Consider the following 22,361-nt stretch of genomic DNA (forward strand, 5'->3'; position numbering starts at 1 on the left):
CCTTGCGGGCCCAAGCGGATCGGCGTGGCCCTGGGGCTTTGCCTGAGTTCCCCTAGAAGAGCCAAGTCTGGGAGCATGGACCGGGCAGCTATCGCTCTTTCAGCCGCTCCAACTCAACCTGTAGCTCCGCCACGCGATTTTCGGCCTCTTGCCCCCTGCGGACCTCCTCCTCAGCGCGTTGGCACTCTCGTTTGCCCTGCTGCCCCATCCTCGTAGAGGTGCCGCCGATCTTCTCCGATACCTGGAAGCGCGGCGACCACGCGCTCACGTGACTCCCCGCTCATGGCATCCCACTCTTCTTGAGAGGGTGCCTGCGAGAAGTCCCCATCACTCGTGCGAACGCCCTACTTCCCCTTCATCACGCCGATGAAGGGCAGGTTCCGGTACTTCTCGCCGTAGTCCAGGCCGTAGCCCACGACGAACACGTCGTCGATCACGAAGCCCTTGTAGTCGATCTGGATCTTCGTCCGCGCCCGAGACGGCTTCTCCAGCAGCGACGCCACCTTCAGCGACGCCGGGTGCCGCGCCCGCAGGCTCTCCAGCAGGAAGCTCATCGTCAGCCCGGTGTCGATGATGTCCTCGATCACCAGCAGGTGCTTGCCCGCCATCGGCTTGCTCACATCCGTGGTGATGCGCACCTCGCCTGTCGTCTCCGTCCCGCCCTGGTACGAGGACACCCCCAGGAACTCCATCTCCAGCGGCAGATCGATCGCCCGCGCCAGGTCCATCGCAAAGAACGTGGAGCCCTTCAGCACGCACACCAGCGTCAGATCACTGCCCTGGTAGTCCCGGGTGATCTCCGCGCCCAGCTCGCGCACTCGCGCCTGGACCTTCTTCTCATCCAGCAGCGTCCCGACTTCCTTCTCGTAGAAAGGCACGGCTCTCCCCTACACGTACGCGTTGTTCATGATCTCCCCGAAGCCGCCGCCTCCGGGAACGATGTACTGCCGGTCGTCCAGCCCCCGCTCCTTGTCCCAGTGCGTCCCGGGCTCCGTCCCGAACACCTCCGGCGGAGACAGCCCCCGGTCCAGCCGGAGCGCGTAGATCGTCACGTCCGGATGATCCGTCGTCATCTTCCGCAGGTACTCCGGCGTGACGATCAGGTTCAGCGTAATGATCCGCCGCGGCTTCCCGGGCACCTTCGTCTTGTAGAGCGAGATCGCCGTCGACAAGCTGCCACCCGTCGCCCCCATCGGATCCGGGAACAGGACGATCGCGTCATCCACGTCCCCGCCGATCTTCGCCCCGCCAATGTTCGAGCCCACCACCGTGTGCTCCGCATCGATCATCCGGCTCATGATGATGTGGTCCTGCCGCACCAGCGTCGGATCCACCGTCACGTTCAGCAAGTCGTACGTCACCTGCGAGGGCAGCGTGCCCGCCCGGGCGATGTTCACCGTCACCACACGCGTGTGCGCGTCGATCACCTCGCCCTGGAAGATGCCCTGCGGCGTCGAGTCCACCATCCGCGTGGGGATGGCCACCATCTTCCGCGGGAACTCCGCGTTGATGACCGTCTTCACCAGATCCGCGTAGAGCAGTTCCACCAGCCGGTTGATCTGCGGCTGCATCGTCCCCTTGGCGCACAGCGTGGCCAACTGGGACAAGAGAAAAGGATTTCCCACCAAGTGAACCTGCGGGCCATACCGGTGGGAGATCTCGTTCAGCCGGAATGGAACGTTGGCATAGAGCGTGTCGCGCATCGGACGCTTCCCTCTCCTGAGTCAGTCGAACAGCTTCAGCGCCTGCGGAGGCGTGGCCTCGGTGGGCTCCGCCACGTGGCACTTGCGGCAGCGCGCCTCGTAGGCCCCCGCCGCCCCCACCACCACCCGCTCCCCTCGGGACACCAGCCGCTGTGACCGGTTGGCCGGATTGCCACACACCACACAGATGGCCAGCTCCTTCGTCACGTACTCGGCCACCGCCAGAAGCTGCGGCATCGGCTCGAAGGGCCGCCCCTGGTAGTCCTGATCCAGCCCCGCGCAGATGACGCGCAGCCCCTTGTTGGCCAGCGCCTCGCACACCTGCACCACCTCGGGCCCGAAAAATTGGACCTCGTCGATACCCACCACCTGTGTGTCAGCCGACAGATGGTAAAAAATTTCTTCAGCCCGCTCGATGGGCGTCGACACCAGCTTGAGCTGCGAGTGGCTGACCACCTGGGTCTCGTCGTAGCGGTCATCCAGCTTCGGCTTGAAGACCTGGACGCGCTGCTTGCCGTACACGGCCCGCTTGATCCGGCGGATCAACTCCTCCGTCTTGCCGGAGAACATCGAGCCGCAGATGACCTCTATCCACCCGATATCTTTGGGGAATTGGTGCACGAGACGTTCAGGATCCAGGAGGGGCCGAGGGCGCGCGGATACTCTTTCAGCGCCCCCACGGAGTCAATGATCCCGTGAAACACCGAGCGCCCGACCCCGGCCACCAGGGGCTCCGCGCACGCCGCCGTGCCTCCCCCTACCTGGAAGGTCCCCAGCGTTGGCGCGCGTCTTGAAAGGCACCTACTCGCAGGATTCTCAACGGGGAGGCGCGGGTGGCGGCGACAGCACAACAGCAAGAGCGCGATTTCTGGGCGGCACTGCGGTCTTTCTACCTCTCACCGGCATCCGTGGCCCTGCTGGTGCTCAATCTCCTGGACGGGCTCTTCACCCTGACCTTTCTACAGTTGGAGGTCGCCGAGGAGCTCAACCCGCTGATGCGCCTGGCGTACGAGCACTCTCCGCTGCTCTTCATGTTCGCCAAGCTGGTCATCGTGAACGCGGGCCTGGCGCTCTTGTGCCTCCACCGGGGCATGACGGCCAGCCGCATGGCCATTCGGGCAGGAGCCCTCATCTACGCGGTCATCAACGTTTACCACCTCGCGTTCCTGGCCCACCTCCTACACCGCTGGCCCCACTTGGGATGACAGCCGCACAACGTACTGAGTAGCGAAGGACTTGCATTTTTGGGTCATTCCGTCCCAGGCTTCCCGCCAACACCGCTCTTTCGGGTTGCTGGTGGGGGGCCAACATGAACATCACCGACGTCAGGGTGTTTCCGGTCGAAGAGGACAAGCTCAAAGCCTACGTGACCATCACCCTGGATCACTGCTTCGTCATCCGTGACCTCAAGGTCATCCACGGCGCCTCCGGGCTCTTCATCGCGATGCCCGCGAAGAAGCGCAAGGACGGCACGTACAAGGACATCGCCCACCCGCTGAACGCGGACACGCGCAGCGAGATGGAGCGCATCATCTTGTCGGAGTACGAACGACAGACACACAACGGTCACGCCGCTCAGAACCTGATGGCGGCGGCCGAAGCCGACTAAGGCGCTTCCCTTGCGGGCGCGGGCAGGTTAGTAGCGCGCCCCATGCAGCCCTCGCGCGACTTCAAGGTGTTCTCCGGCAGTTCCAATCCGGGGCTGGCCCAGCGGATCTGCGAGTACCTCAAGCGGCCCCTGGGCAAGGCGACGGTCGATCGCTTCTCCGACGGGGAGATCCACGTCGAGATCGGCGAGAACGTCCGCGGCAATGACGTCTTCATCATCCAGTCCACGTGCCCGCCGGCCAATGATCACCTGATGGAGCTGCTGATCATGTGCGACGCCCTGAAGCGGGCGAGCGCGGGTTCCATCAACGCCGTCATCCCGTACTACGGCTACGCCCGGCAGGACCGGAAGGTGGCGCCGCGCACGCCCATCACCGCCAAGCTGATCGCGGACATGCTGGAGACGGCGGGCGTCAACCGGGTGGTGTCCATGGACATGCACGCCGGGCAGATCCAGGGCTTCTTCAACATCCCCTCGGACCACCTGTATGGCTCGCCGGTGTTCATCGAGGACCTGCGCAAGCGCTTCCCGGACCCGCAGGAGATGGTGCTGGTGTCGCCGGACGCGGGCGGCGTGGAGCGCGCCCGGGCCTACTCCAAGAGGCTGAACACGGGCCTGGCCATCATCGACAAGCGGCGCCCGCGCCCCAACGCCTCCGAGGTGATGAACCTCATCGGCGACGTGAATGGCAAGGACGCGGTGCTGCTGGACGACATGGTGGACACCGCGGGCACGCTGGCGCAGGCGGCCTCCGCGCTGAAGGACAAGGGCGCGCGCCGGGTGGTGGCGTACGCGGTGCACCCCATCCTCTCCGGGCCGGCGATCCAGCGCATCACCGACTCCGTGCTGGAGGAGGTGGTGGTCACGGACACGGTGCCCCTGGCACCCAACGCCCAGGCGTGCCCGAAGATCCGCGTGCTCACCACCGAGCGGCTCTTCGGCGAGGCCATCGCCCGCATCCACCGGGCCGATTCGCTGAGCTCGCTGTTCGTGTAAGTCCGCCCAGGCGTGCGCTGGGTTGGCGGGCGGCTTGACTCCAGGCCCGCTGGCTGGCATGTGCCACCTCCACTCCACCGTCTCCCCTCAAAGGAGGCGCCGTCATCGGGGCTCGCCATCGGGGCGGGATGCCGAGAGCGCCAGGGGCCCGGTGGACACCCGTAGTCCCAGAAGAGGCATTTCCATGTCCGTCGATAAGAGCACTCTCGAGGCGAAGGGCCGTCAGGGCGCTGGCAAGGGCGCTGCCCGCAAGCTGCGCAGCCAGGGCCTGGTGCCCGCCGTCGTCTATGGCAAGCACCTGCAGGCGCCGGTCCACGTCGCGGTGGATCCGAAGTCCATCCGCCAGTCCATCAACACCCCGCACAAGCTCAACACCCTCATCACCCTGAAGCTGGACGGCGCCTCGCACCAGGTGCTGCTGAAGGACTACCAGCAGGATCCCGTCACCCGTGAGATCCTCCACGCGGACTTCATCGCCGTGACGGAGAAGGAGCAGGTGAAGGTGAACGTGCCGCTGGTGCTCACCGGCAAGGCGCTGGGCGTGGCGGACGGAGGTCTGCTCACCCAGGCTCGCCGCCAGCTCGAGGTCTGGGCGCTGCCTGCCGCCATCCCGGAGAAGATCGAGGTGGACGTCACCCCCCTCAAGATCGCCCAGGCGCTCCACATCAACGACATCAAGCTCCCCGAGGGCGTGTCGGTGAAGACGAACGTCAACTACACCCTGGCCGTGGTCTCCGCGCCTGAGCGCGAGGAGGTTCCGGCGGCGGCGGCGGCGGCGGCTCCGGCGGCGGGTGCTGCGGCGGCTCCGGCGGCGGCCAAGGCGGGCGATGCCAAGGCGGGCGATGCCAAGGCGGGCGATGCCAAGGCGGCGGGCGGCGCGGCCAAGGCCCCGGCGAAGAAGTAAGCTCGGAGCTGTTGTCTCGAAGCGGGGCTGGCCTCTCGGGGCCGGCCCCGTTTGCTTTAGGAGCCTGCCATGAAGCTCATCTGCGGGTTGGGCAATCCCGGGCGCGAGTACGAGCGCAACCGGCACAACATCGGGTTCATGGTGGTGGAGGCGCTGCTGTCACGCGCCCGGGCGGAGCTGAACCAGGAGAAGTTCCAGGCCAAGGTGGGCCAGGGCTCCCTGGGCAGCGAGCGCATCCTCTTCCTGGAGCCACAGACGTACATGAACTTGTCGGGGCGCTCGCTGGCGGAGGCCGCGCGCTTCTACAAGGTGGCGGTGGAGGACATCCTCGTCATCCACGACGAGCTGGATCTGCCCTTCGGCCGGCTGCAGCTGAAGGCGGGCGGCGGCACGGGCGGGCACAACGGGCTGAAGAGCTCCGTGCAGAGCCTGGGGGCGGACAGCTTCATCCGCCTGCGCTTCGGCATTGGCAAGCCGGAGGGCCCCAACGCCAAGGAGCGGGTCGCCGACTACGTGCTCTCCAACTTCGACGATGGGGAGCGGCGCCAGCTGGAGGAGTTCATCGGCAAGGCCTCGGACATGGCGGAGACGTGGGCCCGCGAGGGGCTCTCCACCGCCATGAACCGCTTCAACCGCAAAGCCTGAGCCCGCCTGCCTGCTCCAAGAGTGGGGCTCCAGAGCCACCCTCGCCTTGACTTGGGGGGAGCCCCCCCCTAAAAGGCCCTTCCCCACCCACCTCCCGTGGGTGGGGATGTTCTTTTCCAGCTTCCCGTGTTGGTTCGCACGGGACGAAGCGCGAAGGCGACGGCGCGCGGTTTCCCGTCCCCGGTGGACGGCCTTCTGGGCCGGACGTCCGTTTCCCCGCTCTCCGGATTGGCCGGAGGGCACTCGACCCCATGGGGAGAGAAAACAATGGCTGAGACACAGGCCGCTAAGCGGCTTCGTGAGTACGAGACCATCTTCCTGGTCAAGCCCGACCTGACCGACGACAACGTGGACCGCATCAAGGAGCGCGTCCGCGGCATCGTCAGCCGGGAGGGTGGCAAGGTCATCCGCTTCACGGTGTGGGGCAAGAAGAAGACGCTCTACCCCATCGCGAAGCAGCCCCGCGCCATCTACGTGCACACCCACTACCTGGGCAGCTCCTCCCTGGTGGCCGAGGTGGAGCGCAACCTGCGCATCCTCGACGAAGTCACCCGCTACCTGTCCGTGAAGATCGCGGACGAGATCGACCCCGAGTCCCGTCCGGTGCTCGAGGACGTGAAGATGGCGGGCGACGTGGATGACAACGCGCGTCCGGGCGCTGCCGAGCGCGACACGGGCTTCCGTGGCGTCGAGGGTGGCGACGAGGTTGGCGACGCCGAGGAGGAGGCCTCCGAGGAGGCCTAACGGCCCCCCGGTCCTTCACGAACCCTTTCGAGTTCGAGAACGAGAACGCTCATGAACGGTACGGATAACAAGACGGCTTCCTCGGCGCCCTCGCGCGCTGGTGGTGGTGGCGGCGGTGGCCGCAGCTTCGGCGGTGGCGGTGGTGGCTTCGGCGGCGGTGATCGCGGCGATCGCGGTGATCGTGGCGGCCGTGACGGTGGCCGCGACGGTGGCCGCGATGATCGCGGCGGCGGCATGGATGACGACAAGCGCGGTGGCCGCGGCTTCGGCCGCAAGAAGGTGTGCCGCTTCTGCGCCGAGAAGAACGCCAAGGTGGACTTCAAGGATCAGGCGACCCTGAAGTACTTCGTCACGGAGCGCGGCAAGATCATTCCCCGCCGCATCTCCGGCAACTGCGCGAAGCACCAGCGTGAGGTGGCGGTGGCCATCAAGCGCGCTCGGGGCCTGGCGCTCCTCCCCTACAACGCGATGGTGGGCTAGCCGCCCCGCCTGGGATTTCGGAGAACGCACATGAAGGTCATTCTTCGTGAAGACATCGACGGCCTCGGCAAGTCCGGGGAGCTCGTCACCGTCAAGGACGGCTTCGGGCGCAACTTCCTGCTGCCGCGCAAGAAGGCGGTGCTGGCCAGCGAGCAGAACCTGCGCCAGCTCGAGCACGAGAAGGCGGTCATCACCGCGCGCAACGCCAAGCTGAAGGGCGCTGCCGAGGAGACGGCCAAGAAGCTCGGCTCGCTCAAGGTCACCCTGAAGCGCAAGGTGGGCGAGCAGGACAAGCTGTTCGGCTCCGTCACGGCGCTGGACATCGCCGAGGCCCTGGCCTCTCAGGGCCAGCAGGTGGATCGCCGCGGCCTGCACCTCGCCGAGCCCATCAAGACGGTGGGCACGCACGAGGTGGAGCTGCGCCTGCACCGTGAGGTTTCGGCCAAGATCAAGGTCGAGGTCGTCGCCGAGTAACGCCTTCCCGCAAGGGAACGCCAGGCCGCCCGGGTCTCTCCCGGGCGGCCTTTTTTTACGCCTTGTGCGGGCCCACAGGGGGGCCTTTTCACCCCTGCCCGCGCTGCTTGTAAAATGAAGAGGGAAAGCCATGTCCAACGTGCTCGATGGTCGTGAAGGGCGGAAGGTCCTCGAGGATCTTGCCGCGGAGCGCGCGGTGCTCGGCGCCGTGCTGGCGGACAACACCCTCCTGACGAACGTGGCGGAGGTGGTCCACTCGGACGACTTCTCCAGTCCGCAGCATGGGGCCATCTTCGCCGCGATGCTGAAGCTCGACGGCTCGCAGCGTCCGGTGGACCACCTGACGCTCTCCGAGGAGCTGAAGGTGCTGGGGCAGCTGGCCGCGGTGGGCGGCCCGGCGTATCTGATGTCCCTGGACCAGGGCGTGCCGCTGACGCACAACGCGGTCCAGTACGCCACGATCGTCCGCGATCAGGCGTTGCGGCGCCGGCTGGCCAGCGTGGGGCGCGAGATCCTGGACATGGCCAGCCAGGACTCGGGCGATGTCGAGGTCATGCTCGACGAGTCCGAGCGCAAGCTCTTCAACCTCGCCGAGAAGCGGCGCGAGGGAGACCTCCGGGCCGTCAGCGAGCTGATGGAGCAGACGCTGGATCTGCTCGACAAGATGAAGGCCTCGTCGTCGGGCGTGACGGGCCTGTCCACTGGCTACGTGGACCTGGACATGCAGCTGACGGGTCTGCACGCCGGTGAGCTCATCATCCTCGCGGCGCGTCCTGGCATCGGCAAGACGTCGTTCGCGATGAACATCGCCACGCACGCGGCGCTGGAGGACGAGCCCAAGGCCGTTGCCATCTTCAGCCTGGAAATGCCCGCCGACCAGCTGCTGATGCGTCTGCTGGCCTCCAGTGCCCGCGTGGACATGAAGAAGCTGCGCGGCGGCCGGCTCACGCAGAATGACGAGGAAAAGTTCCAGGAGATGGCCGGCAAGCTCTACAACGCGCCCATCTACATCGACGACTCGGGCGGCCTGTCGCCGTTCGACCTGCGCGCGAAGGCGCGTCGCCTCAAGCAGAAGGACCCTCGGCTGTCGCTGATCGTGATCGACTACCTCCAGCTGATGCACCAGAAGGGCAAGGTGGAGAGCCGCCAGCTCGAGGTGTCGGAGATCTCCCGCTCGCTCAAGCAGCTTGCCAAGGAGCTGGAGGTGCCGATCATCGCGCTCAGCCAGCTCAACCGTAAGGTGGAAGAGCGCAAGGGCGGCAAGCCGATGCTCAGCGACCTCCGCGAGTCGGGCTCCATCGAGCAGGACGCCGACGTGGTGATGTTCATCCACCGAGAGGACCAGGACGAGGGCTCACCTGACGGCGATGAGGCCGCGAAGTCCCGCACGGCCATCCCCGTGGAGCTGATCGTCGCCAAGCAGCGTAACGGCCCGATAGGCTCGGTCGATCTCGTCTTCCTGGCGGAGTTCACACGCTTCGAGAGCCGCGCCCGAGGAGAGTTCCAGTAGTCCGCACTCGGGAACAAAGTGGGTAGCGGGCTTCCGCCCTGGCTTGTTACCAGAGGAGCGCCGGCCACGACCGCCGGTGAACCTCTCTCTCACCCAGGAAGGAAACCTGTGGCTCCTCACGCTGGCACGATTTCCGGCAGCTATCTCACCACCCAGGACGGCACTCAGATCTATTTCAAGGACTGGGGCCCGAAGGATGGCCAGCCCATCGTCTTCTCTCACGGCTGGCCACTCAGCTCGGACGCCTGGGAGGACCAGATGCTGTTCTTGTCGGAACAGGGCTACCGCACCATCGCACATGACCGCCGGGGCCATGGCCGCTCGTCCCAGCCGTGGGATGGCCACACCATGGACACCTATGCCGATGATCTCGCCCAGCTCACCGCGGCGCTGAATCTCAAGAAGGCCGTCCATGTCGGGCACTCAACTGGCGGCGGCGAAGTCGCTCGGTACATCGGCCGTCATGGCACCTCGCGCATCGCCAAGGCCGTGCTGGTCGGCGCCGTGCCGCCGATCATGCTCAAGACCGACTGGCACCCGAACGGCCTGCCCATGGAGGTCTTCGATGGAATCCGCTCGGGCGTGCGCAATGACCGCTCCTCTTTCTTCAAGGAGCTGACCACGGCGTTCTACGGCTTCAACCGCCCGGGAGTGAAGGTGTCCGAAGGCCTGCGCGAGAGCTTCTGGCTGCAGGGCATGATGGGCTCACTGAAGGCGGAGTACGACTGCATCAAGGCCTTCTCCGAGACCGACTTCCGCGCGGACCTCGCCAAGTTCGACGTGCCGACCCTGGTGATGCACGGCGATGACGATCAGATCGTTCCGTTCGACGGCTCGGCGAAGCTCACGGCGTCCCTGGTCAAGGGCGCGCAGTCGAAGACCTATGCGGGCTTCAGCCACGGCATGTGCTCGGTGAACAAGGACGTCATCAACAAGGACCTGCTGGCCTTCATCAAGGGCTAGAGATTTTCGGTGGCTCGGGCTCGGGTCGTCCTCCCCCGTCAAGAGGGTCGAGAACGACCTGATCCTTCGAATGGCTCCTGTGTGACAAAACACAGTGCGACATGAAACACGACGAGCGCTTCTGTTGAATGTCACAGGGGCTCCTTAACATCATTTCCATGTCGCGCTGAGCCACCCCGAGTTGGCCGCGCAGCGCGTCCTCGCGGCCCAGAGTTCAGTTCCTGCTTCTTCTCCGCGTCGGGTGGCGATGGAGGAGCTCACCCCATTGCCTGGAGCCACCATGCATGACCGAAGTGCCGCACCTCGAACCCTCAACTCCAGAACCTTCATCATCGCGTCACTGCTCGCCTGCGTCTGGGTGAGTACGGAGGCATCCGCCCAGCAGTACACCCTCTTCGAGAGTGGCCAGGTCCGACCGCTCGCGCTCTCCCCCAGCGGGGATCTCCTCTTCGCCGTCAACACGCCGGACCACACGCTGGAGGTCTTCCAGGTCAACTCCAGTGGACTCAGCCGCCGCGCATCCATCCCCGTGGGCATGGAGCCGGTGGCGGTCGCGGCCCGGAGCGACACGGAGGTCTGGGTCGTCAACCACCTGTCCGACAGCGTGAGCGTCGTGCAGCTCTCCTCGAGTGGCCATGTGGGTGTCGTCACGCGCACCCTGCTCGTCGGCGACGAGCCGCGCGACATCGTCTTCGCTGGCCCTGGGAAGACGCGCGCCTTCATCACCACCGCCCATCGCGGGCAGAACGCTCCTTATGATCCCCAGCTCACCACGCCGGGCATCGGCCGGGCGGATGTCTGGGTCTTCGACGCCACGGCGCTGGGCTCCTCGGTCGGCGGGGATCCGCTTACCATCCTCACCCTGTTCAGTGACACGCCGCGCGCGCTCGCGGTGACGCCCGACGGCACGCGCGTCTACGCGGCCGCGTTCCACTCGGGCAACCGCACCACGGTGCTCCACGATCTGCAGATCCCCGACGGCGGCGAGTCAGCGGGCGGCGTCCCGGGCCCCAATGCCAATGTGCAGGGCGTGCAAGCGCCCGAGGTGGGCCTCATCGTCAAGTACAACGGCTCGCACTGGGTGGACGTGCTCAACCGCACCTGGGATAGCGCGCTGCGCTTCTCCCTGCCGGACAAGGATGTGTTCGTCATCGATGCCACCGCCACCCCGCCGGCCCAGCTCTCTGGCAGCGCGGGCTTCTACTCCGGCGTGGGCACCATCCTGTTCAACATGGCGGTGAACCCGGTGAATGGGAAGGTGTACGTCAGCAACACCGAGGCCCGGAATGATCTGCGCTTCGAGGGCCCTGGCACCTTCGCCGGCAACACCCTGCGGGGGCACCTGCACGAGAGCCGGATCACCGTGCTGAGCTCCTCGGGTGTCGCTCCCCGGCACCTCAACAAGCACATCAACTACGCGGTCTGCTGCGCGGCGGTCCCCAACACGGAGAGCGAGAAGAGCCTCGCGCAGCCGCTCGGGATGGCGGTGACCTCCGACGGCGCCACGCTGTATGTGGCCGCTTACGGCTCCTCGAAGCTCGGCGTCTACTCCACCGCCGCGCTGGAGAACGACACCTTCGTGCCGAGCACCGCCAACCAGATCGAGCTGACCGGCGGCGGGCCCACGGGCATCGTGCTGGACGAGGCCCGCGGCCGCCTGTACACGCTGACGCGCTTCGACAACGGGGTCTCCGTCGTGAACCTGTCCACCCAGACGGAGACGGCCCACCACCTGATGCACAACCCCGAGCCCCCGAGCGTGGTGGCGGGGCGCCGGTTCCTCTACGACGCGCGCTACAGTTCGAGCCACGGAGACTCGTCCTGTGGGAGCTGCCACATCTTCGGTGACTGGGACAGCTTGGCGTGGGATCTGGGCAATCCGGACGGGACAGTGATGACCAACCCCGGCCCCATCGCGCCTCCTGTGGTGAGCGGGTTCGGCACGGATCCCACGTTCGGCCAGAACTCCAACATCCATCCGATGAAGGGCCCCCTGACGACCCAGAGCCTGCGTGGGATGGCCAACCACGGTCCCATGCACTGGCGCGGTGACCGCTCGGCCGGTAATGACGAGCCCACCGCGCAGCCGGATGACGGCTCGTTCGATGAGGCCGCCGCCTTCGCCAAGTTCAACCCGGCCTTCATGGATCTGCTCGGGCGCAGCGCGCAGCTGACTCACGCGGAGATGGAGCAGTTCGCGGACTTCGTGCTGCAGATCACCTACCCGCCCAACCCGATCCGGAACCTGGACAACACGCTCACGCCCACGCAGCAGGCCGGCCGGGACTTCTACTTCGCCCAGACCGTCACCCCGCAGGGAACGTGCGAGACCTGCCACAAGCTCGATCCCAACGCCAACCCCAGTGCGGGCCAGTTCAAGGGCTTCTTCGGAACGGACGGCCGCAGCTCGTTCGACCCGGTGCCCCAGTTCTTCAAGATCCCGCAGCTGCGGAACATGTACCAGAAGGTCGGAATGTTCGGAGCGGGCTACGACTTCTTCACCGTCCCCGCCGATTCCTTCCTGGGAGATCAAGTCCGCGGCTTCGGCTTCGGCCATAACGGCGCCATCCCGGACATGTTCCGCTTCAACAGCAGCTTTGACCAGAACGCGGCGAACCCCGTGGGGCTCGCTAACACCCCCGCGAACGTCACGAACAAGCGGAACGTGGAGCAGTTCATGTTCGTCTACGAAAACAACCTGGCGCCGATCGTCGGCCAGCAGGTGACGCTGACGGCCAGCAACCTGCTCGTCATGGCTCCCCGGCTGAATCTGCTGATCACACGCGCGAATGCCGGCGAGTGCGATCTGGTGGTGAGAGGCCGCCTCAACTCCCACGACGTGGGATTCCTGTACGTGGGCGGCCAGCAGTACAAGAGGGACGAAGTGGCCCTGCCCAACATCTCCGACTCGAACCTCCGTGCGTCCATCGTGACGTTCGATGCGCTGACCTTTACCTGCTTCCCGCCTTCCACGGGCACGCGTAACGGCATCGATCACGACCTGGATGGACACCTCAACGGTGACGAGCGGACGGCGGGGACGGACCTGGCGGACCCCAACAGCCATCCCTGATATCCCTGAGGTGAAGGGACACAGGCCCCTCCGCGCTCACTGCGGAGGGGCCTCGGGGTTCCTGAGGTGAAGCGGGATGAAGGCTCGGACGGTGATGGCGAACGTGCTGGTACCGGTGGGACTCGCAGGGGGCTTCCACCTCGTGGGCATCCGGCCGTTTGCTGTCTTCTTCCTGTTCCTGCCCTACTGGGTGGCGCTGCTCCTGGGGCCGCTCGACCGGCGGCTCCACAAGTACCTGCCCCCCAGTGAGGGGGGTGGGTATCTGGCCAACCGGGGCTATGCGGTTGCCCTGCTCGCGGTGCTGCTCGGGTTCGGGTGGATCCAGGAGCGCCTCGACAAGCCGACCTTCTCGTTACTGCTCGGCGTCGCCTTCTTTGATCTCTGGCCCCTGCTGATGCTGCTGTTGATGGGCCTGCTTCGTTTCGTGAAGCCGGGCGTCTTCGGCTCCAAGGGAGAGGGCTGGCTCGCCCTGCTGGCCTTCCCAGTGCCGCTGGTGGTGGACCTCGTCATTTATGCGATGTGGATCCCGCCATCGCGCGTCCTCACCCTGCCCCTGGCAGCGGGAGCGGTGCTGACGCTCTTCATCACGTTCGCAGCGATGGCGGTGCTCGGTGAACGGATCGTCCATCAGCCTGAGCCGCCCCAGTCCCAGCCCGAGTAACACGGCCAGGGGTGGGCCTACCCCTTCCCCGTGCGAAGGTACTGGCTCACGTGCGCCTTGGCCCGGCGGGCAGCGGCTTCCACCGAGCGGCCTCGCCCCAGTTCCGCGGCCAGCGCCGAGGCCAACCTGCAACCCGTTCCCCGGCGCTCAGACGATCGCTGGACACGCTTGCCCGTGAGCAGCCGCGTCGTGCCCGGCGTGCACAGCACGTCCACGGCTCCGCGCTCGCGGTGGCCGCCCTTCACCAGGACCGCTCCGAAGCCACGCGCCACCAGCGTCCGCCCGGCCTCTGCGGCTTCCTCCACCGTCTCAACCGCTGGCAGCCCCAAGAGCCACGCGGCCTCGTCCAGGTTCGGCGTCAGGAGTACGCGCGGTCCTGCGAGCCCCAGGTAGTGCTTCACTGAGAGCTTCGAGAGCCGCTGCCCCCGCGACGTCCGCACCACGGGATCCACCACCCACCACGCCTCCACATCCTCCAGGGCCTCGCGGATCGCCGAGAGCCGCGCCGCATCCGGCACCATGCCCAGCTTCACCGCGTGCAACGGCCCCAGCTCTCGCGCCGCGGCCACCTGGGCCTTCAGCACCCGCGCCGGAGCCGCCTGCCACAAGAACGTCGTGAGGCCCTGCGCCGTCTGCGCCGTGGGCACTGCTACCGGAGCGCCGCCCATCGCCCGCACTGCGGCCGCATCCGCCAGCAGCCCCGCACGGCCGGTGGGCTCATGGCCCGCGAGCAGCAGGACTCGAGACACCCCACTCACCGCCGGTAGTCACGCGCCTTGTGGATGAACACCTTGTACACCCCGCCGTGCACTGGCAGGGTCGTCAGCATGTACTCCGGGTGCCATTGCACGCCCAACGCGAAGGCATGCGCGGAGGACTCGATGGCCTCCGTCACCCCGTCCGAAGACACGGCGCTCGCCACCACCTGGTTGCCCAGCGCCTTCACCGCCTGGTGGTGCGTCGAGTTCACCATCAGCTGCCCCTTCCCCACCGCCTCCGCCAACAGCGTGCCGTCCTTCACGTCCACCGGGTGCTGCGGGTGCGTCCGGTCATGCTTCTGCTCGTGCTCCCGAGCCTCCGGCAGCTCGCGTCCGATGTCCTGGTACAGCGTGCCGCCCAGCACCACGTTCAGCAGCTGCATGCCCCCGCAGATGCCCAGCACTGGCATGTTCCGCTTCAGCGCCGCGCGCATCAGCGCCGACTCGAAGGCCGTCCGCGCCTCCTTCATGGGACCCATGCCCTCGCGCGCCGTGTCGCCGTAGGCCACCGGGTTGATGTCGAACGCGCCTCCCGTGATCAGCACCCCGGACACGCGATCCAGGTACGCCTCCACGCACGTGGGGTCATCCGAGTACGGCAGCACGAACGGCAGCCCTCCCGCGCGCAGCACGGCCTCCGAGTACACCGCCTTCAGCTCGTAGCGGGCAAAGGGGTTGCCCTCGCCAGCCTCGGTCCAGTCCGGGGAGATGCCAATGTTGGGCCGCCGAGGCGGCTGGCCGTGATGTCTCAGAGGAGGAGTCATGGAGCGCTCACGAGGCTAGCCCCGTTGACGCCCGAGTCAAAGGCCGCCAGCAAACGGCGCACCCGCTCGGCAATGTCCTCGGCGAGCAGGGCATCGGAGACCACCGCCGCCCCATGCGCTCCCGCGGCCGCCACCTGCCCGATGTTCGCCAGCCCTACCCCGCCAATCCCGACCACCGGGAGAGGACTGTCCCGCACCACCACTGCGAAGCCTTCCACCCCCAGCACCGGGGCCGGCACCTGTTTCGTCGTCGTCCCGAAGACAGGCCCCACCCCCACGTAGTCCGCCCCGGCTTCCTTCGCCGCCCGCGCCCCCGCTGCGTTCCGCACCGTGACGCCCACCACCTTCCGAGGGCCCAGCAGCTCGCGCGCCGCCTCCGGGGGCAGGTCCTCGTCTCCCACATGAACCCCATCCGCTCCCGCCAGCAGCGCCAGATCCACCCGATCGTTCAGGAGGCACACCGCCCCTGCCTTGTGGCAGGCGGCCACCACCTCCCGGGCTGCAGCCAGGGCCTCCCGAGGAGGCGTGTGCTTCATCCGAAGCTGGATGACCCGGGCCCCACCCGCCAGCAGGCGAGCAGCCTTCTCTGCCAGCGGGAGCTCAGGCCGGACAGTATCGTCACAGAGCAGATAGGGGCCTCGGGGAAGCGGAGGACGGTCGGGAAGGTTCATCGGCACGAGGAGCGGGTCGGGCGGCGTTGACAGGCGGCACCTCTGCTATAAGGTGGCGCGCCCTTTTCACAAGAGATTCCGAGGATTTGAACATGGCGGATACCCTGGACCCGAAGCACCTCGACAAGCGCACCGCGGAGCGCTACCTGCGCAGCGGCCAGCTGGACGAGAAGTCATACGAGCGCCACATCAAGGGCCTGCCGGACGTGGCCGAGAAGTCCGTGCCGGTGGAGACGGCGATGGACGGTGAGGACTTCGACGACGAGGAGGAGGATCTCGACGAGGACGAGGGCGACGACGAGGGCGACGACGAGGAGGCCGAGGGTTCCGAGGACACCGAGGCCCCATGACGGACCCCAAGCGGGGCGAGACCTTCGTGATGCGGGGGGAAGCGGACCCCGCATCCAGCCCCATTGCCTTCAACACCTTCATCATCGGGCTGGCCTCCACGACGCTCATCCACCTGGGTGAGGCGGCCAACCCCGACACGGGCCGCACCGAGCGCAACCTGGAGCTGGCCCGCGAGAGCCTGGAGCTGCTCTCCATGCTGCGCGAGAAGACGCGCGGCAACCTCACCGAGGAGGAAGAGAAGCTCTTCGCCACCCTGCTTACCGATCTGCGCCTGCGCTTCGTGGAGGCCAGCAAGCGGTGAGCGAGCCCGCTCCGAGCTCCCCCCCGAAACTGCCCCGCGACATCCGCATCGCCGCGGTGCTGGGGCTCATCTTCTCGGGGCTGATCGGCATGTCCAGCGTGGTGGAGCTGTCCCGGCTGGCGCAGCTCTCCGAGTACAAGGAAGCCGTCCTTTCCAGTCCCACCGCGAACACGGAGCACGCGCTCAACACGCAGCTGCTGCTCGCCCAGTTCTCCGCCGAGGAGTCCATGCGCGAGCCGCGCTCCTTCCTCCTGGGAGCGCTGGCGGTGACGTGCGCCTTCGTCTTCGTGGGCGCCAGCCGCATGCTCCGGCCGGGCGGAATGCCGCGCGAAGGCATGCGCGTACTGCTCTCCTGGGGCAGCCTGCTCGCCGCGGTGCTGCGCACCATCGACGGAGCCCAGTTCCAAGTCGTCGTGGACCACATGGGCGCGGCCCTGGTGAAGGGCCCCTTCCCCAACCAGTGGGACCCCGAGCAGCTCGAGGCCATCAAGCAGTACGGCCCCGCGGTGCTGACGTGGTTCTACCGAGCTCTCACCGCCGCCGTCGCGGGCAGCTTCGCGGTGCTCGGCCAGTACTTCCGCAGCGAGCGCGTGCGGCAGACAGTCGTCGCGTTGGACGGTCCCACCGAATAGCCTCCCCGAGTGTCCGCCTCAGGCGGCGTCCGAGGCGCGGGACATCTGAGGGCTGGGGAGCAGCATCTCCAGCCGCCCCTCCGCGTCTTGCGCGTCCGCCGCGTCCAAGCTCAGCACTACGCTCGGAGAGGCGCGCGGCATGCCCAGCAGCTCCTCGCGCGTGAGGCCGAACACGTAGGCCAGGTGCCCCATGGGCCAGCGCGCCCGCATCCGCGTGAAGGCCGCATCGTCCTGCTCCTCCTCGCCCGACAGCTCCACGTCCTCGTAGACGACCTTGTCCCCGCCCACGCGGTGGCCATTGCCGTAGGCAATCACCTGCTCGCGCTCCTCGGGGTCGTAGACGTAGACGTGCACCGTGGCGTTCGCCGCCCGGGACAGCATCCGAGCAAGCGCATGGTGATCCGCATACCAGTGCGCGCCCGAGCGGCCCGTCGCCTGCGTGCCCGTGAAGGCCAGCCGGATCACCTTCCGGCGGCGGATCACCGAGAGGTGGAGGCCCGGCGGCACGCCAGCCACTCCCTCGAGCGCCAGCGCCTCGCGCGCCAGTCTTGGGAGCTCCAGGCCGTGGAACGTTTCGAGCCGAATCAGGTAACCGCCGTGCGCTTCCAGAGTACGTCCCCCCATAAAGGCGCGCGGCGTATAGCCGGGCTCTTCCCTTCTGGCAACCCCCTAACCTTGAAAGCCCGGGGATTCCTGGCAGCCGAAAGTATTACGGCCAATGTGTACGGCCGTTCCTTGCCAAGGAGGGTTCGGCCCTTACGTTGTGACTATGAGACTCGACAAGTTCACTGTGAAGGCGCAGGAAGCGATCCAAGAGGGTCAGAGCCTGGCTCGTCGGGCGGATAATCCGAGCTACGAGCCCGAGCACCTGGCTGCCGCGCTCTTGGGACAGAAGGACGGCATCGTGGAGCCGATCCTTCGCAAGATTGGCGCGGACCCGAAGCTGTTCGCGGCGCGCCTCGGAGAGGCCCTGCAGAAGCTTCCGCGCATGCAGGGCGGCGAGAGCGCCACGCTCAGCCAGCGCCTGCTGAAGACCTTCGATAAGGCAGAGGACGAGGCCAAGGGGCTCAAGGATGAGTTCGTCTCCTCCGAGCACCTGCTGCTCGCCCTCACCCATGACAAGGGCGCCATCGGCGAAGTGCTGAAGGCCTCGGGCGTCACGCGCGACCGCGTGCTGTCCGGCGTCAAGGACGTCCGTGGCTCGGCCCGCGTCACCAGCCAGGACGCGGAGGCCACCTACCGCGCGCTGGAGAAGTATGGGCGCGATCTGACGGAGGCGGCCCGCTCGGGCAAGCTGGATCCGGTCATCGGCCGCGACGAGGAGATCCGCCGCTGCGTGCAGGTGCTCAGCCGCCGCACCAAGAACAACCCCGTGCTCATCGGCGAGCCCGGCGTCGGCAAGACGGCCATCGCCGAGGGCCTGGCGCGGCGCATCGTCGACGGCGACGTGCCCGAGAGCTTGAAGAACAAGCGGCTGATCACCCTGGACCTGGGCGCCATGGTGGCCGGTGCCAAGTACCGCGGCGAGTTCGAGGAGCGCCTCAAGGCCGTCCTCAAGGAGGTGGCGGACTCGGCCGGTGAGGTGATCCTCTTCATCGACGAGCTGCACACCATCGTCGGCGCGGGCAAGGCCGAGGGCGCGATGGACGCGGGCAACATGCTCAAGCCGGCGCTGGCGCGCGGCGAGCTGCACTGCATCGGCGCCACCACGCTGGACGAGTACCGCAAGCACATCGAGAAGGACGCGGCCCTGGAGCGGCGCTTCCAGCCCGTGATGGTGGGCGAGCCCTCCGTGAATGACACCATCAGCATCCTCCGCGGCCTCAAGGAGCGCTACGAGGTGCACCACGGCGTGCGCATCCAGGACAACGCCCTGGTGGCCGCCGCGACGCTCTCGCACCGCTACATCGCCGACCGGTTCCTGCCGGACAAGGCCATTGACCTGGTGGACGAGGCCTCGAGCCGGCTGCGCATCGAGATCGACTCGATGCCCACCGAGATCGACGACGTGCGCCGGAAGATGATGCAGTTGGAGATCGAGCGTGAGGGCCTGAAGAAGGAGACGGATCCGCACTCGCTGGAGCGCCTGGGCCAGATCGAGAAGGAGCTGGCCAATCTCAAGGAGCGCTTCACGTCGCTCAAGGCGCACTGGGACGCGGAGAAGGCGGCCATCACCGGCATCCGCGGCCTGAAGGAGAAGCTGGAGAAGGCGAAGAACGATCAGGCGGCGGCCGAACGCACGGGCGACCTGAACAAGGCGGCCGAGCTGAAGTTCGGCGTCATCCCCTCGCTGGAGAAGGAGCTCAAGGCGCAGAACGAGAAGCTGGCCGAGCTGCAGAAGAACCAGCGGTTCCTCAAGGAGGAGGTGGACGCCGAGGACATCGCCGAGGTGGTGGCCAAGTGGACCCACATCCCCGTCTCCCGCCTCATGGAGGCCGAGGTCCAGAAGCTCGTGAAGATGGAGGACCGGCTGGGCCAGCGCGTCATCGGCCAGCGGAGCGCCATCGAGGCTGTGTCCAACGCCGTGCGCCGCGCGCGCAGCGGGTTGCAGGATCCGAACCGGCCCATCGGCTCGTTCATCTTCCTGGGCCCCACCGGCGTGGGCAAGACGGAGACGGCCAAGGCCCTGGCGGAGTTCCTCTTCGACGACGACAGCGCGATGATCCGCATCGACATGTCCGAGTACATGGAGAAGCACTCCGTGGCCCGGCTCGTCGGCGCGCCTCCGGGCTACGTCGGCTATGACGAGGGCGGCCAGCTCACCGAGGCCGTGCGGCGGCGGCCCTACTCGGTCATCCTCTTCGACGAGATCGAGAAGGCCCACCACGACGTCTTCAACATCCTGCTGCAGATCCTCGACGAGGGCCGGCTGACGGACAGCCAGGGGCGGACCGTGGACTTCAAGAACACGGTGCTCATCCTCACGTCCAACATCGGCTCGCAGGCGCTCCAGGAGGGCATGGCGGGCAAGGAGACGCTGGACGAGCGCACGCGCAACGAGGTGATGGACGCGCTGCGCAGCCACTTCCGGCCGGAGTTCCTCAACCGCGTGGATGAGATCGTCATCTTCGAGCCGCTCAAGCGGAGCGAGATCTCCCGCATCGTCGACCTGCAGCTGGCGCGGCTGAGCAAGCTGTTGTCCGACAAGCGGCTGACGCTGGAGCTGACGGACAAGGCTCGGGCCTTCCTGGCCGAGCGCGGCTACGACCCGACGTACGGCGCACGGCCGCTGAAGCGGGCCATCCAGAAGTACCTGATGGACCCACTGGCCCTGAAGGTGCTGAGCGGCGAGTTCGTCCCCGGCGACGACATCCAGGCGGATGCCGAGGGCGACAAGCTGACCTTCGCCAAGGTGCTGGTGGACAACTCCCGCAAGGAGGCCAAGGAGGCCCAGGAGAAGAAGGAGCGGAAGTCCGCGTAGGCCTCCTCGCCCTGAAGTGAAGACACGAGCGCCCCACCCCGCATGCCGGGATGGGGCGCTCTTTTTATGCGAGCCGCAGCAGCTGCTCGACCTGCTCCCGCACCTCGAGCAGCAGCTCCGGATCCTTCACGGCGATGAAGATCGTGTCATCCCCCGCCACCGTGCCCGCCAGCCCGGGGATGGCCGCGGATCGATCCACCATCAGCGCCACCGCCTGCGCGTAGCCCGGCGATGTCTTCAGCACGAGCAGGTTCGGCGGCGCCTCGATCACAGTGATCGCCTGCGTGGGCGCGGCCGGCCCCGGCTCCACCCGCTGGTAGCGCCCGCCCACCTTCTGGATCGACAGCCGCTTCAGGTGCCGCGAGAGCGTGGACTGGCTCGGCGCGTGGCCCTCGGCCGCCAACAACCGCTGGAGCACCGCCTGATCGGTGATCTCGTTCGCCTCCAGCAACCTCACGATGGCCTCATCCAGCTGAAGATCCACGCCCATCCCTCCACCATGCATTTTCATGCATATGCATGCAAGTACCCTTTGGGGAACCGATCAGAATCCCCGCGAAAAATCGCGACAAAATAGGGTATTGCGCTGCGCGTTGAACTGAATATTATGCGCAACTCCTTCGGTCCAATGCAGCGTTTATGCACGACTATGCAAGCCCGCCGGAGGCTCCTCCCGCATCGCGAGGTCCCCACAGCATGAGGCATCTCACCCGCATCCAGGATCTGGGCCCCGAAGGCGTCGAGAAGATCCTCGCGCAGGCTGCGGCCTGGAAGCGCCAGGCCCCCGGCCCCATCTTCCAGAACCGCCTGCTGGGGATGGTGTTCTTCAACCCCTCGCTGCGCACGCGCACCTCGTTCGAGGCGGTGATGCTGCGCTCGGGTGGGCACGCCATCGTGCTGGATGTGGGCAACGGCGTGTGGAAGCTGGAGGACCGGGTGGGCGCGGTGATGAACGCGGACCGGGCCGAGCACATCAAGGAGGCGGCGCCGGTGCTGTCGCGCTTCGCGGACATGCTCGGGGTGCGCGCGTTCTCGCAGGGCGGCGGCGACGAGGAGGATGAGCAGGACTCGGTCATCAACTCCTTCCGCAAGCACGTCACCGTGCCGCTGGTGAGCATGGAGTCCGCGCGCGAGCACCCGTGCCAGGGCCTGGCGGACGCGCTGACGCTCCGGGAGAACTTCGGCTCCACCAAGAAGCTGCCGGTGACGCTCACGTGGGCGCCCCACATCAAGCCGCTGCCCAAGGCGGTGCCGAACTCGTTCCTGCTGACGGCGGCGGCCGCGGGCTGCGAGGTGCGCGTGGCCCACCCGCCGGGCTTCGAGCTGCATCCGAAGGTGCGCGCCGAGGCCGAGGCCTACGCAAAGGCCACCGGCGGCAGCGTCACGTACACCCACGATCAAGAGGAGGCGCTGGAGGGCAGCCGCGCCGTCTATGCCAAGGCCTGGGGCCCGGCCACTCGCGCGGGGCACGCCCCGGGGGATGTGGCGGCGCTGCTGGCGTCGTACTCGGGGTGGATGCCCACCCGGCGCTCCATGTCCCTGGCCGCCAAGGACGCCATCTTCCTCCACTGCCTGCCGGTGAGGCGCAACGTCGAAGTGTCCGATGAGGTGTTGGATCACCCCTCCAGCCGTGTTGTGGATACGGCGGAGAACCGCTTCCACGTCCAGCGCTCCATTCTTCAGTGGATCCTGTCTACCTGA

25 protein-coding genes are annotated in these 22,361 nt (G+C 67.0%); 17 read left to right on the plus strand and 8 right to left on the minus strand.

What is annotated here, in order from left to right:
* Positions 1 to 344 precede the first annotated feature (344 nt).
* The 3 genes from hpt to DB31_RS02440 are packed head-to-tail and all read right to left on the minus strand — an operon-like array spanning position 345 to position 2,324.
* Entirely contained in the window at positions 345 to 878 is a 534-nt protein-coding gene (gene hpt, locus DB31_RS02430) for a hypoxanthine phosphoribosyltransferase (RefSeq protein ID WP_044181334.1), read from the minus strand.
* Between the two features lie 9 nt (positions 879 to 887).
* The gene (locus tag DB31_RS02435) at positions 888 to 1,703 is read right to left on the minus strand and encodes a uracil phosphoribosyltransferase (protein WP_044181337.1); all 816 of its coding nucleotides are present in this window, start codon (positions 1,701 to 1,703) and stop codon (positions 888 to 890) included.
* 21 nt (positions 1,704 to 1,724) lie between these two features.
* A complete protein-coding gene (locus tag DB31_RS02440) occupies positions 1,725 to 2,324 on the minus strand; it encodes a thymidine kinase (protein WP_044181338.1) in 600 nt (199 codons plus the stop codon).
* A 212-nt stretch (positions 2,325 to 2,536) separates the two neighbouring features.
* On the opposite strand from DB31_RS02440, the gene DB31_RS02445 reads away from it, so the two are divergent.
* The 12 genes from DB31_RS02445 to DB31_RS02500 all read left to right on the plus strand — a co-directional run bounded on the left by DB31_RS02445 (position 2,537) and on the right by DB31_RS02500 (position 13,762).
* Entirely contained in the window at positions 2,537 to 2,908 is a 372-nt protein-coding gene (locus DB31_RS02445) for a DUF5658 family protein (protein WP_044181341.1), read from the plus strand.
* Between the two features lie 104 nt (positions 2,909 to 3,012).
* Positions 3,013 to 3,312 (plus strand): septation regulator SpoVG, encoded by a 300-nt coding sequence (gene spoVG, locus DB31_RS02450; protein ID WP_044181343.1) that lies wholly within the window; start codon positions 3,013 to 3,015, stop codon positions 3,310 to 3,312.
* A 42-nt stretch (positions 3,313 to 3,354) separates the two neighbouring features.
* Positions 3,355 to 4,308, plus strand: a complete 954-nt coding sequence (locus DB31_RS02455) for a ribose-phosphate pyrophosphokinase (protein ID WP_044181345.1) — start codon at positions 3,355 to 3,357, stop codon at positions 4,306 to 4,308.
* Between the two features lie 184 nt (positions 4,309 to 4,492).
* Positions 4,493 to 5,212 (plus strand): 50S ribosomal protein L25/general stress protein Ctc, encoded by a 720-nt coding sequence (locus DB31_RS02460; protein WP_044181348.1) that lies wholly within the window; start codon positions 4,493 to 4,495, stop codon positions 5,210 to 5,212.
* Between the two features lie 69 nt (positions 5,213 to 5,281).
* Complete coding sequence (gene pth / locus DB31_RS02465; protein ID WP_044181351.1) at positions 5,282 to 5,857, plus strand: aminoacyl-tRNA hydrolase; 576 nt, start codon at positions 5,282 to 5,284, stop codon at positions 5,855 to 5,857.
* A 267-nt stretch (positions 5,858 to 6,124) separates the two neighbouring features.
* The gene (gene rpsF, locus DB31_RS02470; RefSeq protein ID WP_044181356.1) at positions 6,125 to 6,601 is read left to right on the plus strand and encodes a 30S ribosomal protein S6; all 477 of its coding nucleotides are present in this window, start codon (positions 6,125 to 6,127) and stop codon (positions 6,599 to 6,601) included.
* 51 nt (positions 6,602 to 6,652) lie between these two features.
* Positions 6,653 to 7,081, plus strand: coding sequence for a 30S ribosomal protein S18 (gene rpsR, locus DB31_RS02475; RefSeq protein WP_044181359.1), 429 nt, complete (start codon positions 6,653 to 6,655; stop codon positions 7,079 to 7,081).
* 30 nt (positions 7,082 to 7,111) lie between these two features.
* Entirely contained in the window at positions 7,112 to 7,555 is a 444-nt protein-coding gene (gene rplI, locus DB31_RS02480; protein ID WP_044181362.1) for a 50S ribosomal protein L9, read from the plus strand.
* A 130-nt stretch (positions 7,556 to 7,685) separates the two neighbouring features.
* Positions 7,686 to 9,065: a replicative DNA helicase gene (gene dnaB / locus DB31_RS02485; protein ID WP_044181364.1), complete on the plus strand. Its 1,380-nt coding sequence runs from the start codon at positions 7,686 to 7,688 to the stop codon at positions 9,063 to 9,065.
* Positions 9,066 to 9,173: 108 nt separating this feature from the next.
* The gene (locus DB31_RS02490) at positions 9,174 to 10,028 is read left to right on the plus strand and encodes an alpha/beta fold hydrolase (protein WP_083967974.1); all 855 of its coding nucleotides are present in this window, start codon (positions 9,174 to 9,176) and stop codon (positions 10,026 to 10,028) included.
* A gap of 280 nt (positions 10,029 to 10,308) precedes the next feature.
* A complete protein-coding gene (locus DB31_RS02495; RefSeq protein ID WP_240486487.1) occupies positions 10,309 to 13,101 on the plus strand; it encodes a YncE family protein in 2,793 nt (930 codons plus the stop codon).
* 76 nt (positions 13,102 to 13,177) lie between these two features.
* Complete coding sequence (locus DB31_RS02500) at positions 13,178 to 13,762, plus strand: hypothetical protein (protein ID WP_044181367.1); 585 nt, start codon at positions 13,178 to 13,180, stop codon at positions 13,760 to 13,762.
* Between the two features lie 17 nt (positions 13,763 to 13,779).
* Here the strand turns inward: DB31_RS02500 and thiD are convergent, their stop codons facing one another.
* Genes thiD through thiE form a run of 3 tightly spaced genes read right to left on the minus strand, consistent with a single transcriptional unit; the run spans position 13,780 to position 15,955 of the window.
* Positions 13,780 to 14,520, minus strand: coding sequence for a bifunctional hydroxymethylpyrimidine kinase/phosphomethylpyrimidine kinase (gene thiD / locus DB31_RS02505; RefSeq protein ID WP_044181370.1), 741 nt, complete (start codon positions 14,518 to 14,520; stop codon positions 13,780 to 13,782).
* Complete coding sequence (locus DB31_RS02510; protein WP_044181373.1) at positions 14,517 to 15,284, minus strand: gamma-glutamyl-gamma-aminobutyrate hydrolase family protein; 768 nt, start codon at positions 15,282 to 15,284, stop codon at positions 14,517 to 14,519. Before DB31_RS02510 ends, thiD begins: the two co-directional genes overlap by 4 nt.
* Positions 15,281 to 15,955, minus strand: coding sequence for a thiamine phosphate synthase (gene thiE, locus DB31_RS02515; RefSeq protein WP_044182283.1), 675 nt, complete (start codon positions 15,953 to 15,955; stop codon positions 15,281 to 15,283). The genes DB31_RS02510 and thiE overlap by 4 nt, the downstream gene beginning before the upstream one ends.
* Positions 15,956 to 16,047: 92 nt before the next feature.
* Between thiE and DB31_RS02520 the strand changes: the two genes are divergently transcribed.
* Genes DB31_RS02520 through DB31_RS02530 form a run of 3 tightly spaced genes read left to right on the plus strand, consistent with a single transcriptional unit; the run spans position 16,048 to position 17,239 of the window.
* Positions 16,048 to 16,305, plus strand: a complete 258-nt coding sequence (locus DB31_RS02520; protein WP_044181376.1) for a hypothetical protein — start codon at positions 16,048 to 16,050, stop codon at positions 16,303 to 16,305.
* Positions 16,302 to 16,607, plus strand: coding sequence for a DUF1844 domain-containing protein (locus tag DB31_RS02525; protein ID WP_044181378.1), 306 nt, complete (start codon positions 16,302 to 16,304; stop codon positions 16,605 to 16,607). Before DB31_RS02520 ends, DB31_RS02525 begins: the two co-directional genes overlap by 4 nt.
* Complete coding sequence (locus tag DB31_RS02530) at positions 16,604 to 17,239, plus strand: hypothetical protein (RefSeq protein WP_044181382.1); 636 nt, start codon at positions 16,604 to 16,606, stop codon at positions 17,237 to 17,239. Before DB31_RS02525 ends, DB31_RS02530 begins: the two co-directional genes overlap by 4 nt.
* Positions 17,240 to 17,257: 18 nt before the next feature.
* Here DB31_RS02530 and DB31_RS02535 read toward each other — a convergent pair whose 3' ends face one another.
* On the minus strand, positions 17,258 to 17,863 hold the full coding sequence (locus DB31_RS02535; protein ID WP_240486488.1) for a hypothetical protein: 606 nt from the start codon (positions 17,861 to 17,863) through the stop codon (positions 17,258 to 17,260).
* Between the two features lie 145 nt (positions 17,864 to 18,008).
* Between DB31_RS02535 and clpB the strand changes: the two genes are divergently transcribed.
* Positions 18,009 to 20,660, plus strand: a complete 2,652-nt coding sequence (gene clpB / locus DB31_RS02540; RefSeq protein ID WP_044181384.1) for an ATP-dependent chaperone ClpB — start codon at positions 18,009 to 18,011, stop codon at positions 20,658 to 20,660.
* A gap of 64 nt (positions 20,661 to 20,724) precedes the next feature.
* Here clpB and DB31_RS02545 read toward each other — a convergent pair whose 3' ends face one another.
* Complete coding sequence (locus DB31_RS02545; protein ID WP_044181387.1) at positions 20,725 to 21,150, minus strand: arginine repressor; 426 nt, start codon at positions 21,148 to 21,150, stop codon at positions 20,725 to 20,727.
* Positions 21,151 to 21,356: 206 nt separating this feature from the next.
* Here DB31_RS02545 and DB31_RS02550 point away from each other — a divergent pair, with 206 nt between their 5' ends.
* Positions 21,357 to 22,361 carry an N-acetylornithine carbamoyltransferase gene (locus tag DB31_RS02550; RefSeq protein WP_044181390.1) on the plus strand — a complete coding sequence of 335 codons (1,005 nt, stop codon included), beginning with the start codon at positions 21,357 to 21,359 and terminating at the stop codon, positions 22,359 to 22,361.

Source organism: Hyalangium minutum, from assembly GCF_000737315.1.
Lineage (GTDB): Bacteria > Myxococcota > Myxococcia > Myxococcales > Myxococcaceae > Hyalangium > Hyalangium minutum.

Bases quoted from the DNA above. Each gene is read 5' to 3' on its own strand.
- DB31_RS02435 (WP_044181337.1), bottom strand. From the start codon at position 1,703: ATGCGCGACACGCTCTATGCCAACGTTCCATTCCGGCTGAACGAGATC.
- spoVG (WP_044181343.1), top strand. From the start codon at position 3,013: ATGAACATCACCGACGTCAGGGTGTTTCCGGTCGAAGAGGACAAGCTC.
- DB31_RS02455 (WP_044181345.1), top strand. From the start codon at position 3,355: ATGCAGCCCTCGCGCGACTTCAAGGTGTTCTCCGGCAGTTCCAATCCG.
- DB31_RS02460 (WP_044181348.1), top strand. From the start codon at position 4,493: ATGTCCGTCGATAAGAGCACTCTCGAGGCGAAGGGCCGTCAGGGCGCT.
- pth (WP_044181351.1), top strand. From the start codon at position 5,282: ATGAAGCTCATCTGCGGGTTGGGCAATCCCGGGCGCGAGTACGAGCGC.
- rpsF (WP_044181356.1), top strand. From the start codon at position 6,125: ATGGCTGAGACACAGGCCGCTAAGCGGCTTCGTGAGTACGAGACCATC.
- rpsR (WP_044181359.1), top strand. From the start codon at position 6,653: ATGAACGGTACGGATAACAAGACGGCTTCCTCGGCGCCCTCGCGCGCT.
- rplI (WP_044181362.1), top strand. From the start codon at position 7,112: ATGAAGGTCATTCTTCGTGAAGACATCGACGGCCTCGGCAAGTCCGGG.
- dnaB (WP_044181364.1), top strand. From the start codon at position 7,686: ATGTCCAACGTGCTCGATGGTCGTGAAGGGCGGAAGGTCCTCGAGGAT.
- DB31_RS02495 (WP_240486487.1), top strand. From the start codon at position 10,309: ATGCATGACCGAAGTGCCGCACCTCGAACCCTCAACTCCAGAACCTTC.
- DB31_RS02500 (WP_044181367.1), top strand. From the start codon at position 13,178: ATGAAGGCTCGGACGGTGATGGCGAACGTGCTGGTACCGGTGGGACTC.
- DB31_RS02510 (WP_044181373.1), bottom strand. From the start codon at position 15,284: ATGACTCCTCCTCTGAGACATCACGGCCAGCCGCCTCGGCGGCCCAAC.
- thiE (WP_044182283.1), bottom strand. From the start codon at position 15,955: ATGAACCTTCCCGACCGTCCTCCGCTTCCCCGAGGCCCCTATCTGCTC.
- DB31_RS02520 (WP_044181376.1), top strand. From the start codon at position 16,048: ATGGCGGATACCCTGGACCCGAAGCACCTCGACAAGCGCACCGCGGAG.
- DB31_RS02525 (WP_044181378.1), top strand. From the start codon at position 16,302: ATGACGGACCCCAAGCGGGGCGAGACCTTCGTGATGCGGGGGGAAGCG.
- DB31_RS02535 (WP_240486488.1), bottom strand. From the start codon at position 17,863: ATGGGGGGACGTACTCTGGAAGCGCACGGCGGTTACCTGATTCGGCTC.
- clpB (WP_044181384.1), top strand. From the start codon at position 18,009: ATGAGACTCGACAAGTTCACTGTGAAGGCGCAGGAAGCGATCCAAGAG.
- DB31_RS02545 (WP_044181387.1), bottom strand. From the start codon at position 21,150: ATGGGCGTGGATCTTCAGCTGGATGAGGCCATCGTGAGGTTGCTGGAG.
- DB31_RS02550 (WP_044181390.1), top strand. From the start codon at position 21,357: ATGAGGCATCTCACCCGCATCCAGGATCTGGGCCCCGAAGGCGTCGAG.